Origin of the sequence: Aeromonas sp. FDAARGOS 1414 (genome assembly GCF_019047065.1) — a bacterium.
GTDB classification, from domain to species: Bacteria; Pseudomonadota; Gammaproteobacteria; order Enterobacterales; family Aeromonadaceae; genus Aeromonas; species Aeromonas veronii_A.
In genome coordinates this window covers 494,793-511,188 of the sequence record NZ_CP077210.1, presented here as the reverse complement: position 1 = coordinate 511,188, position 16,396 = coordinate 494,793, and the positions used below count along the sequence as shown (strand labels likewise).

General features: G+C 62.2%; 12 protein-coding genes. 9 read left to right on the top strand and 3 right to left on the bottom strand.

What is annotated here, in order from left to right; genetic code table 11:
* Nucleotides 1-66: 66 nt before the first annotated feature.
* From gabT to I6L44_RS02310, 4 genes are all read left to right on the top strand, one after another.
* A complete protein-coding gene (gabT, locus tag I6L44_RS02325) occupies nt 67-1,356 on the top strand; it encodes a 4-aminobutyrate--2-oxoglutarate transaminase (RefSeq protein ID WP_216953176.1) in 1,290 nt (429 codons plus the stop codon).
* Nucleotides 1,357-1,723: 367 nt separating this feature from the next.
* A complete protein-coding gene (locus I6L44_RS02320) occupies nt 1,724-3,073 on the top strand; it encodes an APC family permease (RefSeq protein ID WP_216954322.1) in 1,350 nt (449 codons plus the stop codon).
* Nucleotides 3,074-3,595: 522 nt separating this feature from the next.
* Nucleotides 3,596-3,862, top strand: a complete 267-nt coding sequence (locus tag I6L44_RS02315; protein WP_021230505.1) for a hypothetical protein — start codon at nt 3,596-3,598, stop codon at nt 3,860-3,862.
* Complete coding sequence (locus I6L44_RS02310; protein WP_216953175.1) at nt 3,862-5,208, top strand: APC family permease; 1,347 nt, start codon at nt 3,862-3,864, stop codon at nt 5,206-5,208. The genes I6L44_RS02315 and I6L44_RS02310 overlap by 1 nt, the downstream gene beginning before the upstream one ends.
* 94 nt (nt 5,209-5,302) lie before the next feature.
* On the opposite strand, the gene I6L44_RS02305 is transcribed toward I6L44_RS02310, so the two are convergent.
* Nucleotides 5,303-5,698 carry a hypothetical protein gene (locus tag I6L44_RS02305; protein ID WP_254204252.1) on the bottom strand — a complete coding sequence of 132 codons (396 nt, stop codon included), beginning with the start codon at nt 5,696-5,698 and terminating at the stop codon, nt 5,303-5,305.
* Between the two features lie 248 nt (nt 5,699-5,946).
* Between I6L44_RS02305 and I6L44_RS02300 the strand changes: the two genes are divergently transcribed.
* Both I6L44_RS02300 and I6L44_RS02295 read left to right on the top strand, forming a co-directional pair.
* The gene (locus I6L44_RS02300) at nt 5,947-7,095 is read left to right on the top strand and encodes a sodium:phosphate symporter (protein WP_005338243.1); all 1,149 of its coding nucleotides are present in this window, start codon (nt 5,947-5,949) and stop codon (nt 7,093-7,095) included.
* 174 nt (nt 7,096-7,269) lie between these two features.
* Nucleotides 7,270-7,740 carry an FKBP-type peptidyl-prolyl cis-trans isomerase gene (locus I6L44_RS02295; protein ID WP_216953174.1) on the top strand — a complete coding sequence of 157 codons (471 nt, stop codon included), beginning with the start codon at nt 7,270-7,272 and terminating at the stop codon, nt 7,738-7,740.
* A gap of 64 nt (nt 7,741-7,804) precedes the next feature.
* Here I6L44_RS02295 and ggt read toward each other — a convergent pair whose 3' ends face one another.
* Nucleotides 7,805-9,586: a gamma-glutamyltransferase gene (gene ggt, locus I6L44_RS02290; protein ID WP_216953173.1), complete on the bottom strand. Its 1,782-nt coding sequence runs from the start codon at nt 9,584-9,586 to the stop codon at nt 7,805-7,807.
* Between the two features lie 191 nt (nt 9,587-9,777).
* Nucleotides 9,778-10,689, bottom strand: a complete 912-nt coding sequence (rdgC, locus tag I6L44_RS02285; RefSeq protein WP_033113354.1) for a recombination-associated protein RdgC — start codon at nt 10,687-10,689, stop codon at nt 9,778-9,780.
* Nucleotides 10,690-10,869: 180 nt separating this feature from the next.
* Here rdgC and I6L44_RS02280 point away from each other — a divergent pair, with 180 nt between their 5' ends.
* From I6L44_RS02280 to I6L44_RS02270, 3 genes are all read left to right on the top strand, one after another.
* The gene (locus I6L44_RS02280) at nt 10,870-11,298 is read left to right on the top strand and encodes a GNAT family N-acetyltransferase (protein ID WP_041208255.1); all 429 of its coding nucleotides are present in this window, start codon (nt 10,870-10,872) and stop codon (nt 11,296-11,298) included.
* A gap of 103 nt (nt 11,299-11,401) precedes the next feature.
* On the top strand, nt 11,402-12,628 hold the full coding sequence (locus I6L44_RS02275; RefSeq protein WP_216953172.1) for an exonuclease SbcCD subunit D C-terminal domain-containing protein: 1,227 nt from the start codon (nt 11,402-11,404) through the stop codon (nt 12,626-12,628).
* Nucleotides 12,625-16,377 carry an AAA family ATPase gene (locus I6L44_RS02270; protein ID WP_216953171.1) on the top strand — a complete coding sequence of 1,251 codons (3,753 nt, stop codon included), beginning with the start codon at nt 12,625-12,627 and terminating at the stop codon, nt 16,375-16,377. The genes I6L44_RS02275 and I6L44_RS02270 overlap by 4 nt, the downstream gene beginning before the upstream one ends.
* Nucleotides 16,378-16,396 lie beyond the last annotated feature (19 nt).

The following is a 16,396-nucleotide window of genomic DNA, read 5'->3' as shown; positions in this document are numbered from 1 at the left end:
TGGGCGCCAGATCGCCCACCACATTTTCAGGGAATATCAGGGGCTGCGGCCCCTCAGGGAGGAAAGATGAGTCAGTCAGAATCAAACAAGGCGTGGCAAGCACGCCGTGAAGCGGCCGTGGTCAACGGCGTCGGCACCCTGCTGCCGGTCTTTATCGACCGTGCGCAAAATGCCGAGCTGTGGGATGTGGAGGGCAACCGCTACATCGACTTTGCCTCCGGCATCGCCGTGCTCAACACCGGCCACAACCACCCGAAGGTGGTGGCGGCGGTGCGCGAGCAGCTGGAAAAATTCAGCCACACCTGCTTTCAGGTCACCCCTTACCCGGGCTATATCGAGCTTGCCGAAAAGCTCAACGCCCTGGTGCCCGGCCCGACCCCGAAACGCACCCTGTTTCTCTCCACCGGTGCCGAGGCAGTCGAGAACGCCATCAAGATCGCCCGCGCCCATACCGGTCGCAGCGGCACCATCGCTTTCAAGGGGGGCTTTCACGGCCGCACCATGATGGGGATGGCGCTCACCGGCAAGGTGGTCCCCTACAAGACCGGCTTTGGCCCCTTCCCGGGTGAGGTCTACCACATCCCCTTCCCCGCCGACTATCTGGGGGTAAGTGAAGAGGATGCCCTGTACGCCCTCGATCTCTGCTTCAGCGCCGACATCGAACCCTCCCGCGTTGCCGCCATCATCATCGAGCCGGTACAGGGAGAAGGGGGCTTCTATCCCGCCTCCCCGAGCTTTATGCAAAAGCTGCGCAGCATCTGCGATCAGCACGGCATTCTGCTCATCTGTGACGAGATCCAGAGCGGCTTCTGCCGCACCGGCAAGACCTTCGCCACCGAGTATGCCGGCATCGAGCCGGACATCATGACCTTGGCCAAGAGTCTAGCGGGGGGCTTCCCGCTCTCTGCAGTAGTCGGCAAGGCAGAGATCATGAACGCCGCCAAGCCGGGGGGCCTGGGTGGCACCTATGCCGGTTCCCCCATTGCCTGCGCCGCCGCGCTGGCGGTGTTGCAGGTGATCGAAGAGGAGCAGCTCAACCAGAAGGCCCAGGCGCAAGGTGAGCAGATCAAGGCGGGGCTGCAACGCATAGCCGAGCGTTTTGACTGCATAGGTCAAATTCGCGGCCCCGGTGCCATGGTGGCCATGGAGCTGGTGAAACAGCGCAATGCCGACCAGCCGGATCCCGATCTCACCAAGCGCCTGGTGGCCGAGGCGGGCAAGCGCGGTCTGATCCTGCTCTCATGCGGGGTGCGCGCAAATGTCATCCGTTTTCTCGCCCCCCTGACCGCCCCTGCGGCAGTGATTGACGAAGGGTTGCGATTCCTTGAAAAATCGCTGGAGGCCGTGCTGGACTGACCAGCAGGAAAGCAATCGCTAACCTGTGCAAAAAAATGCAGTTTCGCCCCCCTTTTTTACTTGTCAAGGGGGCCCTGCAAATGCACAATGCGCCGCCACTGCAAGGACCGGTATCACCACATCTCACCGGTCCTTTTTTGTGCAGCGAACAAACCCATAAACGAGGCCGGATAACCCCCGGAAAAGATAGCGAGATTGGCAGCAATCTCCCGACACCACATTCTGTGAGGAACAACATGGGGCATCTCTATGCTTTCCTGCCGGCTCTGACCGGCGCGCGCCACCCCGGCGCCCTTGATTCCCGGGCCTCTCTCCCGGTTTCGTTGATGGAGTGTGCCGCCCTGGCACCGCGTGAGGAACAGGCATGATGAACGCCCAACCGGTTGGTCTGAAAAAGACCCTGAAACTGTGGCAGGTCGTGGTCATGGGTCTTGCCTACCTCACTCCCATGGCGGTATTCGATACCTTCGGCATCGTCACCGAAATTACCGAAGGCCATGTGCCGACCGCCTACCTCTTTGCCCTCATCGGCATGTTGTTCACAGCCCTGAGCTACGGCCATCTGGTACGCAAGTTCCCGTCGGCAGGCTCCGCCTATACCTATGCCCAGAAGGTGTTTCACCCCTATGTCGGCTTTATGGTGGGCTGGACCTCCCTGCTCGACTATATGTTCATGCCGATGATCAACATGCTGCTGGCCAAGATCTATCTGCAGGCTCTCTTCCCCGAGGTGGAGCCCTGGACCTATATCTTCGGACTGGCCGCGGTGATGACCATACTCAACCTGCGCGGCATCAAGCTGGTGGCCAACTTCAACAGCCTGATCGTCATCATGCAGTTCAGTATTATTGCCGTCTTCATCGGCCTGATCGCCTGGGGCGTCCACAACGGTGAAGGGTTGGGGACCGTGGCCAGCAGCCGTCCCTTCTTCTCCGAGCAGATCAACATCTCGCCGTTGTTGATGGGTGCCTCCATCCTCTGTCTGTCGTTCCTCGGCTTTGATGCCATCAGCACCCTGTCGGAAGAGACACCGGACGCGGATCGGGTGATCCCCCGCGCCATCGTGCTGACGGCGCTGATCGGCGGTGTGCTGTTTGTCAGCACGTCCTACTTCCTGCAGCTCTACTTCCCGGACATCTCCCGCTTCAAGCAACCGGATGCAGTCCTGCCGGAGATCGCTCTCTATGTCGGTGGCAAACTGTTCCAGGCGGTGGTACTGGTCTGCACTACGGTGGCGGTGCTGGCCTCGGGACTCGCCTCTCACGCCGGGGTGTCGCGCCTGCTTTATGTAATGGGTCGTGATCGCGCTCTGCCGAGTCGCTTCTTCTCCTATGTGCATCCGAAGTGGCAGACCCCGGCATGCAATGTGCTGCTGGTCGGTCTGCTGGCCCTCTCCGCGGTATCGTTCGATCTCGAGATGGCACTGGCACTGATCAACTTTGGCGCCCTGGTGGCCTTCACCTTCGTCAATCTGGCGGTGATTGCCCACTTCTATGTGAAGCTGGGCCGCAACAAGTGTCTCAAGGATCACCTGATGTACCTGCTGCTGCCGCTCTGTGGCGCCGCCTGCATCGGGGTGTTGTGGCTCAATCTGGAACCCGCCTCCTTCGAGCTGGGGCTGATCTGGGCGGCGCTGGGTGCCATCTACCTGTTCCTGCGCCTCACCGTGTTCCGCATCCCGCTACAACCTGCTGACAAGGTGGAGATCGCCCAGTAATCGCGGCTCAACCATACCGCCATACAAAACAAGGAGCCTGCGGGCTCCTTGTTGTTTTTGCGGCGAGCTGGTTGCCAGAAACGCGGTTTCTGCAGGAAGTGTGACTGATTTCAAATAACTACCCAGCCGGACCGCTCGCCGTGCCATGGCCCGAGCCGCGTCGCCTCCTATCATTAGTCACTAATGTGAATGGATATGCAATCACTCTTTTTCCATTTCACCCCCTCCCATCCCCCGCCAGCCGATAAGATCGCTGGACTCGAGCCCGGGGGAACGCCAGCAAATATGATCAGGATCAATGTTGAGGCGCTATGCACCCTGCAGCCCCGATTTGCCGTTTTTTCATACGCCATGGAAGGGTTCTCTTTCCCCTCGTAAAAGGGGGAGTGGCTTGGGGAGAGCGGCAGGGGGAGAGTGACCACTTACCTGTCTCGCGCGTATGCAAAAAAATGCGTTAATCGGTCCTTTTTTGCTTGTCAAGGGGGCTGACCGAATGCACAATACGCCGCCAATAAAGGACCGATGTTCACTGCGACATCGGTTTTTGTATTTTTGAAGTGCAGTACAAACCCACCACAAGAGGCCGGAACGTTTCCGGAAGTGATATTCGAGATTGCCAAACAATCTCCCGACGTTGAGAGGATAACAATGGGGCGTTTTAATGCTTTCCTGCCGGTACAGCCCGGTATGCGCCTCCCCGGCGCCCTTGATGTACAGGCTTGCGAATCCATCGTATCCCTGCGCTCGTTGCAAGCACGTGCTGCGGCACTGATTGAGGAGAAAGCGTAATGGCATCGCAAAACGCCAAGCTGCTCAAGACCCTTACCCTGACACAAGTGATTGTGATGGGTCTGGCCTATCTGACCCCCATGGCTGTCTTCGACACCTTCGCCATCGTCGGTGACATCACCGATGGCCGGGTCGCCACCGCCTATCTGCTGGCTCTGGGTGGCATCCTGCTCACCGCTTTCAGCTACGGTCATCTGGTACGCAAGTTCCCCTCTGCGGGCTCTGCCTATACCTATGCCCAGAAGGTGTTCAACCCCTACGTCGGTTTCATGGTCGGCTGGTCATCCCTGCTCGACTACATGTTCATGCCGATGATCAACATTCTGCTGGCCAAGATCTACCTGACCGCCATGTTCCCAGGCGTCGAGCCCTGGGTGTTCATCTTCGGTCTGGTGACCGTGATGACCTTCCTGAACCTGCGCGGCATCAATCTGGTCGCCAACTTCAACGGTCTGATCGTGGTGATCCAGCTGGCCATCATCACCCTCTTTATCGGCCTGATGGCATGGGGCATCTACCACGGTGAAGGGGCTGGCACCCTGATGAGCAGCCGTCCGTTCCACTTCGAGTCAGCACAGCTGGTACCGCTCTTTACCGGTGCCACCATCCTCTGCTTCTCGTTCCTGGGCTTTGACGGTCTGAGCTCCCTCTCCGAAGAGACCCCGAACGCTGGCAAGGTGATCCCCAAAGCGATCGTGCTGACTGCCCTTATCGGCGGCATCATCTTCGTGGTGGTCTCCTACTGCCTGCAGCTCTACTTCCCGAGCCTCGCCCGCTTCCAGCATCCGGATGCAGTACTGCCGGAGATCGCCCTCTACGTTGGCGGCACCTTCTTCCAGTCCGTAGTGCTGGTCTGCACCACGGTGGCGGTACTGGCCTCCGGCATGGCGGCTCACGCCGGTGTGTCGCGCATCCTCTACGTGATGGGTCGTGATCGCATGATCCCGGAGCGGGTGTTTGGCTACATCCACCCGAAATACCGTACTCCGGCCATCAACGTGCTGATGGTGGGCGGTCTGGCCCTCTCCGCCGTGTCGTTTGATCTGGATACCGCACTGGCGCTGGTCAACTTTGGCGCACTGGTGGCGTTCAGCTTCGTCAACCTGTCGGTGATCGGTCAGTTCTGGGTACGCGAGAAGCGCAACAAGACCCTCAAGGACCACATCGTCTACCTGTTGATGCCGCTGCTCGGCGCCGCCACCATCGGTGCTCTGTGGATCAACCTGGAGCAGAGCTCGCTGGAGCTGGGCCTGATCTGGGCTGGCCTCGGCGTGACCTATCTGTTCCTGCGTCTGGCGGTGTTCCGCATCCCGTTCCGTCAGTACGAGGAAGCGGCTGACGCCTGATCCTTTGCGGATAACGGATAGACAGAAGGGGAGCCATGGCTCCCCTTCTTGCTGCCGGTCTCTTGCCGGTCACACGGGCTTGGGCCCGCTCGGCTTACTGCTTGTCCAGCACAGCGGTCGCCGCAGCCTTGAGCGGATCGCGAGCGATGGTCTTGGCATCCTGCTCCGCCTTGTGCAGCTGCTGGTTTGCCTTGTGCAGCTGCTGGTTTGCCTTGTCCATCTTCTGCTGCATACCGTTGTCGCTCTCCTTGAGGTCGGCGCGCTTCTCGCCCAGCAGGTCGGTGCGGCCTTTTTGCACCTCGGCTTTCACCTTCTCTTTCTCCTGCTTCACCAGCTTGCTGGTATCACAGTTGCCCTTGACCCCCAGAGTGGCATTCACCGCTTCGTTTTTGAGGGCCTTGTCGAGGTTGCAGTCGGTTTTCAACAGGCTGGCCTGTGCCCCTGACGAGAGCAGCCCCAGCGACAGAGAGAGGATCCATGCACGCATCATCTTGTTTACTCCTGCTTGCCAATAAAGGGGCGCAGTGTAGCGATCACGTCCCGACTGGCAAGGCGGCAGTGCCTTCGCCCCCCTTTTATCACCCCAGAGCCAACCGGCTCGGTCAGCGCCTGTCGCCGCAGTTCGTCGTCATAAAAACATCATCGAAATGTCACGTTGTCATATTTCTGTCATTAACCATTGATTAAATGCGCGGGTCATCAACAACCCAAGACGGAACGACCGTCTCAAGAGGCTTTATGCAACACCATCACTCCTTGTCACAGCCGCCCGCGACCCGCGCCCTGTTCAACTGGATGAGTGTCATCGTACTGGTCTACCTGATCCTGGTTGCCGTGGGCGCCATCTCCCACGGCTTCAAAGATTTCTCCGGCGGCGCCGAGGGCGCAGCCCAGATCTTCGCCTTTGCCAACAACCCCTTTGTCGCCCTGCTGCTGGGTATTCTCGCTACCGCGCTGGTGCAATCCTCCAGCACCGTCACCTCGGTGATCGTCGGTCTGGTGGCTGGCGGCCTGCCCATCAGCATGGCCATCCCCATGGTGATGGGTGCCAACCTCGGCACCACCATCACCAACACCATTGTCTCCATGGGCCATGTGCGGGATCGCGCCGAGTTCCGCCGCGCCTTCGCCGCCGCCACCGTGCACGACTTCTTCAATCTGCTGGCGGTGTTCATCTTCCTGCCGCTGGAGCTGATGTTCGGTCTGCTGCAACACAGCGCCGAGTGGCTGGCCAACCTGCTGGTAGGCTCCGCCAACATGTCGATGAAGGGCATGGACTTCATGAAGCCGCTGACCGCACCGGCCCAGCAGCTGATTGACAGCGCCGTTGCCTTCCTGCCAGGCAAGGGCGCTGCCATCGCCACTATCATCATCGGTATCCTGCTGATCCTCGCCTGCGTCACGTATCTCGGCAAAGTGCTGCAACAGGTACTGGTTGGCCGCGCCAAAGAGGTGCTGCACAAGGCGCTGGGCCGTGGCCCACTGACCGGCATTACCTCCGGCGCGCTGGTGACCATCATGGTGCAGTCCTCATCCACCACCACCAGCCTGATGATCCCGCTGGCCGGCGGCGGCGTGTTCAGCACCCGTCAGCTCTACCCCTTCACCCTGGGGGCCAATATCGGCACCACCATCACCGCCCTGCTGGCTGCCACCGCCATCAGCGGAGCCGGTGCCCAGCTGGCCCTGACCATCGCGCTGGTCCACGTGCTGTTCAACCTCTTTGCCGTGGTCATCATCTATGGCATCCCCTTCCTGCGCGACCTGCCGGTGCGCGCCGCCGAGGGGCTGGCCCGGGTCGGCAGCGAGAACAAACTGCTGGCTCTGGGTTATGTGACGGGTCTCTTCTTCGCCCTGCCCGCCCTGATGATGGTGGCCGCCAAGTAAGCGCCGCCGCCATGACAAGGGGCGAGTCACCGACTCGCCCCTTTTTGCGTCTGCGTCTCCGAGCTTTGCCTGCCCGCTCACATCCTCCCGCCCTGTGGCTCGCCATCAGGGGCGGTGCGCGATAAGATGGCGTCCTCATTGCACTTTTTACATTTCATGGAACAGGAAAAACCGATGAAATTCATACTGATCGCGCTGCTCATCGCCGGTGTCGCCTACTATTTCTACTCCAGCAGCAACAACAAGAAGCTGGCGGCCGACAACGTGCGGATTGGCGCCGAGTTCCTCGCCAGCAACAAGGACAAACCGCTGGTGACCACCACCGCCTCTGGCCTGCAGTACGAAGTGCTGACCCCGGGTACCGGTACCGTTCACCCCACTGCCACCAGCAAGGTGAAGGTGCACTACGAGGGCAAGCTGCTGGACGGCACCATCTTTGACAGCTCGGTAGCCCGTGGCGAGCCCATCGAATTTGGCCTCAATCAGGTGATCGCTGGCTGGACCGAAGGGGTACAGCTGATGGTGGAAGGTGAGAAGACCCGTTTCTACATCCCCGCCAACCTCGCCTACGGTGACCGGGCCGCTGGCAAAATCCCGCCGGGATCAGTCCTGATCTTCGACGTGGAGCTGCTGGGTATCCAGTAAGCGCTCCGTCACGCTCCATCAACAACAAGGCCAGCATTATGCTGGCCTTGTTGCTATGGGAACCTCACTCCCCCTTGGCGATCCCTTCCCGGCGCGGATCCGCTGCGCCAAACCAGCCGCCAGCGTTTCGCTCAACCCCCTGCAGGCCGGAAGTTTGTTCATTTAGCACCACCTCGTGTCCCCTCTCCTTCAATCCCTCGACCACCGACATGGGGGTGCGTCCCGCTTCCAGCTCGGTGGGGCCGTTGCGGCTGCCAAAGTTGGGCAGGTTGATGGCCTGTTGCAGGTTCAGGCCCCAATCCTGAGTACCGAGCAGGGTCTTGCCCACGTAGTTGATGATGGCGGAGCCCCCCGGCGAGCCCAGCGTCATGGTCAGCTCGCCGCTTGGCTTGTCAAACACCAGCAGGGGTGACATGGAGGAGCGGGGCCGCTTGCCCGGCTCCACCCGGTTTGCCACCGGCAGACCGGCGGCATCCACCGAGGTGAAGGAGAAATCGGTGAGCTGGTTGTTGAGCAGGTAGCCGTTGACCATCTGACGCGATCCGAAACCATCCTCGATGGAGCTGGTCATGGAGATGGCCATCCCCGCCTTGTCGACAATCGAGACATGGCTGGTAGAGGGGAGTTCCGGAGTCGCATCCTTGCCGCGCGCCAGCGCCAGTGGCGGCGTACCGGGCTTGGCAATCCCCATGGAGTGCTGACCGACAAGCTTGCCGCGCTCGGCCAGATAGCCCTTGTCCAACAACCCCTGCACCGGCACGCTGACAAAATCGCTGTCGGCGACGTACTGGTTGCGATCGGCGAAGGCCAGACGCGCCGCTTCACTGTAGAGATGGATAGCCTCGCTGGAGGCAGCCAGTCCCCCCTCCTTCGTGGTGATCGGCTTGAGGGCCGCCATATCGCGGCTCTCCAGCATGCCGAAGATCTGGCCGAGCGCCAGGGTGCCGGACGAGGGAGTGGGAAAACCGCAGATCTTGCTCTGGCGATAGTCAAAGCAGAGGCCATCCCGCACTTTGGCCTGATAGCTGGCCAGATCGGTGGCCGCCAGTACCCCGTGATTGGTGGGATGCTGGCGCACCTTGGCCACCATGGCATCCGCCAGCGGCCCCCGATAGAAGGCATCTGCCCCCTCTGTGGCCAGAGTGCGCAACACCCTGGCCAACGCCGGGTTGGTCAGCCGGGTGCCCGCCGTTTTGGGGCTGCCATCTGCCTGATAGAAGTAGGCTCGCGCCTGCGGATCCCGCGCCAGATAGGGATCCTTGGCCAGCAATGTGGCTAGCCGTGGACTTATCACAAATCCTTGTTCTGCCAGCGTGATGGCGGGCTCGAACAGCCCAGCCCAGGGCAGCTTGCCATAACGCTGATGTGCCAGCGCCAGGGCGCGCAGGGTACCGGGAACGCCGACCGAGCGGCCTCCGATCACCCCGTCATAAAACGCCAGCGGCTTGCCATCTTGCATAAACAGCTGGTCGGTGGCAGCAGCCGGCGCCGTCTCGCGGCCATCCACCGCACTCACCTTGCGGCCATCCCACACCAGCAGCAGCGTTCCGCCACCGATCCCTGAGGATTGCGGCTCCACCAGCGTCAATACCAGCTGTACCGCAATGGCGGCATCGACGGCACTGCCACCGGCCTTGATGATCTGGTAGCCCGCATCCACCGCCAGCGGGTTGGCGGCCGCCACCATGAAGTCATGGCCCTGCCAGCCCTGTTTGTCGGTCCAGCCACTGGCGGCTTCGGGTGCGATCAGGGTCTGGGCTGGCGGGGTGTAGTGAAAGCCGCTGTCACTGGCACAACCGGCCAGCAGGGCAAGGGCGACAGCCAGCCCCAGAGGTTTGCGCAACATGACACTCTCCTTGTCTGTTTTATGACCATGAAGAGGGACTATGTCACGATTGGCGCTGACAGCTCAAGTTATTGAACAAGATCAATATCTTACTCATCTATCAATAATGGCTATCCGCAATAGGTATAAAAAAACCGCCCGAAGGCGGCTTTTACGATGGGATGGCAGAGGCCAAACAGGCGCAAGTCCGGTTAGATGGACTGCTCTTCGCCACCCAGGGCGGCAAACAGCGCCGGGATAAACTGGGACAGCTCGGCGGTGACCAGCGCGAAGTCGGCATCCAGACGGGCGGCCGGATCTTCGCTGGTGACGTCGTCGTTCTGCTCGCGCAGCTCTTCGCTGAATTTCAGACGCTTGATGGAGAGATCATCCCCCAGCACGAAGCTGACGGTCTCGCCCCAGTTAAGGGCCAGCTTGGTCACCAGCTTGTCGTTGGCCAGATGGTTCTTGATTTCATCCGTCATCAGATCCTGCTGCTTGCAGCGGATGATGCCGCCGTGCTCCATGGCACTGCGCAGCTCGGCTTCATCTTCCAGGGTGAACGAAGCTGGCAGATTGCCCTCGTTCAGCCACTCGGTCATGGTGATCTCGGGCGGGTTCTTGAGGGCTACCGGCACTACCGGCAGGGAACCGATGGATTTGCGCAACAGTGCCAGCAGGTCATCCGCCTTCTTGGCAGAGCCCGCATCAACCACCATCAGGTTGTCGGCCGGATTGATCCAGGCGAAGGTCTGGCTGGTACGGCTGAAGGCTCGCGGCAGCAGGGTGTGGAGGATCTCCTCTTTCAGCGCTTCCTTCTCTTTCTTCTTGAGGGCGCGGCCCTGCTCGAACTCGATCGCCTCTACCTTCTCCGCCAGCATCTCCTTGACCACGGTACCGGGCAGCATCTTCTCCTCCTTGCGAGCGCAGATGAGGATATGGCCAGAGGCGCTGTGGGTCAGGGTTGAGCCGAATTTGCCAAGGGGCTTGACCCACCCGAACCGGGAGATGTCCTGACTGCCGCAAGGGGTGAAGGCACAGGCCTCCAGCTGGGTTTCAAGCTGCTCCACGGTCAGGTCAAAGGGGCGGGTAAAGCGATAAATCTGCAGGTTTTTAAACCACATGGCGTCCTCGGTCTCGATAGATTGTCCGGCGGGCATTGTACTAGAGAGGCGCTTTGTGATCAGCCAATCATTCTTGCTAAATAAAGGGCGATCGACTTCACAGGGTGCCATACCGGTTACCGGAACTGTCATCAAGTTCCCCTAGACTGCGAAGGTGAAGTTGTTAACAAGGATGAAGATATGTTGCGGCCCAGTCGCCCCGAAGACATGGACGAGATCGTCGAAATCTGGTTGCTGGCCTCCCTGCAGGCCCACGATTTCGTCGATGCCTCCTGCTGGTGGCAGGCTCAGGAGGATCTGCGCACCCGCTACCTCGATCACGCCCACATCTGGGTGTTCGAGGAGCGCGGCGACCTGCTCGGATTTATGGCGCTGGTAGACAACTACCTCGCCGCCCTCTTTGTGCGCCCCGACCGACAGGGACGCGGCGTCGGCCATGCCCTCTTGCAGGAGGCGAAGCGTCAGGGTGCGTCGCTCCACGCCAGAGTCTTCGTGGAAAACTCCCAGGCTGTGCGCTTCTACCGCCGCCACGGCTTTGTCATCGAGGCGGAAGAGTCCGATCCCCTCACCGGCCACCCCCAGTACAAGATGTGCTGCGAACCCGCATGAACTGACGGCAGCCCCCTGTTTTACTTGAAAAAAGCACGGGGCATCCTCATCTTGTCACCATCGGGTGCCACCGGCACCGTCCCAGGATCCGGGTTGCTTTCTCATGAAAATCCTCCATACCGCCGACTGGCATCTTGGCCATCAACTCCATGGTCACGACCGCCGTTTTGAACACGATGCCTTCCTCGACTGGCTGAGTGACACCCTCAAGACGCGCGAGATCGACGCCCTGCTGGTAGCGGGCGATCTGTTCGATACCGCCAATCCCCCCGCCAGCGCCTGGCAGCAGCTCTACCGTTTTCTGGCGCGGCTGCGCGCCGAGCTGCCCCACCTCAACATGGTGCTGATCGGCGGCAACCACGACTCCCCCTCCAAGCTGGATGCCCCCCACGAGCTGCTGCGGGCCTTTGATCTGCATCTGGTGGGCAGCATCAGCCGCGACAGTGAGGGCAAACTCGACACCGACCGTCTGCTGGTACCGCTGCAAGACCGGGAGGGCAAGATTGCCGCCTGGTGCGCCGCCGTGCCGTTCCTGCGCAGCAGCGACTTGCGGGTGGAGCAGTTGGCAGAGGGGCAGGACAGGCTGATCGAAGGGGTACGCCAGATCTATGCCGAGGTGCTGGCCGAAGGGCGCGCCCGCTGCGGGGAGGATCTGCCGCTCATCGCCATGGGCCACGCCTATCTGGCGGCGGGCCAACTCTCCGAGCTATCAGAGCGGCGGGTGCTCGGCGGCAACCAGCACGCCCTGCCTGCCGAACTCTTTGCCGGTGCCGACTACACGGCGCTCGGTCACCTCCATCTGGCCCAGAGCCCGGCCGAGGGGGTCCACTACAGCGGCTCGCCGCTGCCGCTTTCGCTCACCGAAGCCAACTACAACCATCAGGTGCTGGAAGTGACCTTTGCGGGGGGGAAACTGGCCGGGCTGGAGCGGATCCCGGTGCCCCGCGCAGTGGAGATGATCCGTCTGCCCCAGAGCCCTCTCGACGACGCATTGAAAGCCATCGAGGCACTGACGCTCCTCCCTTGTCCACAAGAAGCACAGCCCTTCCTCGAAGTGCGGTTGCAGCTGCCCAAGCCAGAAGCCCGCATCCGCGAGCGTATTCTGGCGGCCATCGCAGACAAGCCGGTGCGTCTGGCCCGCATCAGCACCCAGTATCAGGGCTCGGGCGAAGGGCTGGCCGATGGCCGCGAGCGGCGCAGGCTCGATGAGCTCTACCCCACCGAGGTATTTCGCCTCTGCTATCAGCGCCAGTTTGAAGGGGAGCCCGAGGCTGGGCTGGTTGCCTCGTTTGAAGAGATCCTGGAGCAGGTGAAGGAGTCAAACCAATGAAAATCTTGTCTCTGTCAGGTGAGAATCTGGCCAGTCTGACCGGCCCCTTCACCATCGACTTTACCCAGGGGGCGCTCGGCGCTGCAGGCCTGTTTGCCATCACCGGCAATACCGGTGCGGGCAAGAGCACATTGCTCGACGCCATTTGTCTGGCCTTATACGACGAGATGCCGCGCTTTATCGCCAATCGCAAGAACGTGGCCGAAGTGGGCCGCATGGATGACGAGGAAAAGCTCAAGGCCAACGACGTGCGCGGCATCCTCAGCCGCGGTCACGCCAGCGGCTTTGCCGAGGTGCAATTTCGCGGCTGTGATGGCCGCATCTGGCTGGCCCGCTGGGCGGTACGCCGGGCACGCAACCGCTCGGAAGGGCGCTTTCAGGCGCAGGAGCGCACCCTGACCGATGTGGCGTCGGGGCAGGTTTTCTCCGGCAGCAAGCGGGAGCTGCAGGATCGCATCGACGAGCTGGTGGGTCTCTCTTGGGAGCAGTTCCGCCGCGCGGTGATCCTGCCGCAGGGGGAATTTGCCGCCTTTCTCAAATCGGATGCCAACGAGCGCTCCGCCCTGCTCGAACGGATGACCGGCACCGAGCTCTACTCCGCCATCTCCATCCAGACCTATGAGCGGGCGCGGGAAGAGCAGCAGAAGCTGGCCACCATAGCCCAGCGCCTCGGCGACGTGGCACAGATGGATGAAGCGACCCGCGAACAGTGGGTAAGCCAGCAGGTGAGCCTCTCCACCACCCTCAAGCACGAGCAGCAGCAACAGCAGCTGATGCAGGATCTGCGCGACCTCAACAGCCGCATTGCCGCCCAGCTGCTGGGCTGCGCCGAGGGACAGGCGGCGCTCGATGCCGCCCTGCAGGCCCACAGCGCCGCTGCCCCCGAGCGCGACGAGTTTGCCCGTGCCGAGCAGGCCCAGGTGGCCCGCGCCGATCACGACGAGCTGGCCCGCCTCACTCTGGAAGTGCAGCAGCAGGAGAAGGTGATCGCAGAACTGGGGCCTGAGCTGGCCAAGCTCGAGGAGCAGACCCAGCAGAGTGCGCTGACCGAGCAGCAGCTGCTGGCGGAGAAGATCGCCGCCGAACGGGAATGGGGCGCCCTGCAACCCGAACTCAAGCGGGCGCAGGAGCTCGATACCCGCATCAGGGAGAAAGTGCAGCAGTTGCAGAAGATCCAGCAGGAGGGGGCACAGGAGCGAGAAGTGCAACTCACGCTGGAGCAGGGCTGGCGCGAGCAAAGCCGACAGGTGGAGCTGCTCAAGCAGCAGCACCAGCAGTGGGGCCTTTGGCTCGAAGAGCACAAGGAGCTGGCACCGGTGGCCCGCCAGTGGCAGCCCCTGCTCAGCGCAATGCAGGATTGGGCCGAGGATGCCGACAAGCTGCAGCAACTGCTCACCCTGCGCGATCACAAGCTGCGCGCCCTGCAGCAGCTGCAACGCCAGCTGGAAAAGGGGCAGCAGGAGCGCGACTACTGGCAACATGAACAAGCTCGGCTGCAACAGCAACAGAACGAGCTGCAGGAGCAGCAGTGGGAGAGCCGCCTCGCCAAAGCGCAGGAGCAGTGGCAGCAGCAAACCGAACAGCTGGGCCAGCTGCGCCAGCTGCTGGAGCTGGCCGATTACGGCCGCAACCACGGCGAGCAGCATACCCGCCTGCAACAGGAGATTGCCCAGCTGGAGCAGGCCCTTGGCAAGCTCGCCACCCTCGGCGAAGAGCTGGCCCCCGCCCGCGAGCGGCTCGCCCTGCAGCGGGATGAGGCGCGCCACGCGCTGGAGCAGTCCCGCGCCATCGCCAGCTTCGAGCAGTATCGCCATATCCTGAGCGATGGCGAACCTTGCCCGCTGTGCGGTTCCGTGGAGCACCCCTACAGCCAGAGCCAGCCCCAGGTGGCGGGGATCCTAGGTCAGCTGGCGGAGCGGGTCAGAAGCCTCGAACTCGAATGGGAGCGGCTCAATCATCAATACATCCAGTGCGAGAGCGAGCGTCAGGAACTGGCCCGCCAGCTGGCGGTGCGCCAGCAACATCTGCCGGAGCTGGAAACCCGCGCCGAGCAGCTGACCCAGCGCTGGCAACAGCTGGGGGGCGATACCCTGCTCGGCCATTCGCTGCCGCTGCGCCAAAGCCCCATTGAGTGGAACGAGCTGATGAGCACCCTGCTTGGCCGTGGCCAGGCGCTGGAGCAGGGGTTGGCCCAGAGCCAGCAGCTGCTGCGTCAGGCCCAGCTTGGCCAACAACAGCTGCAAGGGGTGCGTCAACAACTGAGCCAACTGGCTGCCCAGCACCAGCAGTTTGACCAGCAGTGGCAGGAGGCCGATCGCCAGCGCATCGCGCTGGAAGGGGAAGTAAAGGGGATGGGCGAGCAGGAGGCGACCCTGCGCCAGCGCCTTGAGCAAGGCGCCCACCGCCTCGACGAGCAGATGGGCGGCCAACCGTGGCGCCAGTGGCTCGGCAGCCAGCAGTGGCACGAGTGGCAGCGAGCCTGCGAGGCCTGGCTGCACGGCCAGAGCGAGTGGGAGCGTCTGGCCAGCGAGATCGCCAGCCTCACCCCCGCCCTGAGCGCGCAGGAGGCACGCCTGCAGACTCAGCGCGAGCTGCTGCACAAGCTGGAGCGGGACTACAAGGAGCACGAACAGCAACGGCAGGGGCTGCTCACCAGCCGCAGCGGTTGTCTCGGTGGCGAGGAGATCCCGCTGGTCGAGAGCCGCTGGCAACAGCGTCTGCAACAACTCGCCAGCGAACTGGAGCTGATGCAAAGTGGCGCCCGCGCTCTGCGGGAGCGGCAGACCGAGCTCAAAACCCGCCTCACCCATGTGGAGCAGGAAAAGCAGACCAGCAGCCGCCGCAAGCGGGAGGTGCTGGGCCGCTGGGCCGCCCACGCCAGCACCCTTGGCATTGCCGAGTACGACCTGCGCCGCCTGCTCGCCATCAGCCCCGATGAACTCAAGGCTCGCCGCTCTGCCCTGCAAGGGTTGGAAGATGCCCTTGGCGAGGCGCGCACCCGCCTTGCCGAGCGGCAACGGGCGCTGGCACTGGAGGAGAGCAAGCGGGATCGCTATCGCGAGCACCACCCCGAGCTGGCCGCCCTGCCGGATGCAGAGCTGAGCGATCAACTGGCGGCACTCGATGCCCGTTGTCGCGCCCTTGAAGAGCAGCTGTTCGAGTGCAAGAGCAAACTGGCACAGGCCGAAGCCGCCGCTCTCAAGGCGGGTAGCCTGCAACAGGAGTTGGCCGCCCAGCAGACAGTGGCCGACCACTGGCAGCAGCTGTGCGATCTGATCGGGCAAGCCAACGGCGCCAAGTTCCGCACCTTCGCCCAGAGCCTCACCCTCGAGCGTCTGCTGCTGGAGGCCAACGCCCAGCTCGCCGAGCTATCACCGCGCTACCGGCTGGAGCGGGTACCCGGCACCGATCTGGCGCTGCAGGTGGTGGATCTCGACATGGGGGACGAGGTGCGTTCGGTGGACTCCCTCTCCGGTGGCGAGAGTTTTCTGGTGTCGCTGGCGCTGGCGCTGGCCCTCTCCAGCCTCTCGTCACGGCAGACCCAGGTCGAGTCGCTGTTTATCGACGAGGGGTTTGGCACCCTCGATCCGGACAGTCTGGATCTGGCGCTCGCCAGCCTCGACTCCCTCCAAGCCGCCGGTCGCCAGATCGGGGTCATCTCCCACGTCCAGACGCTGGTGGAGCGGATTGGCGTGCAGATCAGGGTCGAAGCCCTCGGCGGTGGCGAGAGCCTGGTAGTGGTTCCCTGAGAGCCTTCGGCTCAATCAC

Coding starts and splice junctions, on each gene's coding strand:
- gabT (WP_216953176.1), top strand. CDS start 67: ATGAGTCAGTCAGAATCAAACAAGGCGTGGCAAGCACGCCGTGAAGCG.
- I6L44_RS02320 (WP_216954322.1), top strand. CDS start 1,724: ATGAACGCCCAACCGGTTGGTCTGAAAAAGACCCTGAAACTGTGGCAG.
- I6L44_RS02315 (WP_021230505.1), top strand. CDS start 3,596: ATGTTCACTGCGACATCGGTTTTTGTATTTTTGAAGTGCAGTACAAAC.
- I6L44_RS02310 (WP_216953175.1), top strand. CDS start 3,862: ATGGCATCGCAAAACGCCAAGCTGCTCAAGACCCTTACCCTGACACAA.
- I6L44_RS02305 (WP_254204252.1), bottom strand. CDS start 5,698: ATGATGCGTGCATGGATCCTCTCTCTGTCGCTGGGGCTGCTCTCGTCA.
- I6L44_RS02300 (WP_005338243.1), top strand. CDS start 5,947: ATGCAACACCATCACTCCTTGTCACAGCCGCCCGCGACCCGCGCCCTG.
- I6L44_RS02295 (WP_216953174.1), top strand. CDS start 7,270: ATGAAATTCATACTGATCGCGCTGCTCATCGCCGGTGTCGCCTACTAT.
- ggt (WP_216953173.1), bottom strand. CDS start 9,586: ATGTTGCGCAAACCTCTGGGGCTGGCTGTCGCCCTTGCCCTGCTGGCC.
- rdgC (WP_033113354.1), bottom strand. CDS start 10,689: ATGTGGTTTAAAAACCTGCAGATTTATCGCTTTACCCGCCCCTTTGAC.
- I6L44_RS02280 (WP_041208255.1), top strand. CDS start 10,870: ATGTTGCGGCCCAGTCGCCCCGAAGACATGGACGAGATCGTCGAAATC.
- I6L44_RS02275 (WP_216953172.1), top strand. CDS start 11,402: ATGAAAATCCTCCATACCGCCGACTGGCATCTTGGCCATCAACTCCAT.
- I6L44_RS02270 (WP_216953171.1), top strand. CDS start 12,625: ATGAAAATCTTGTCTCTGTCAGGTGAGAATCTGGCCAGTCTGACCGGC.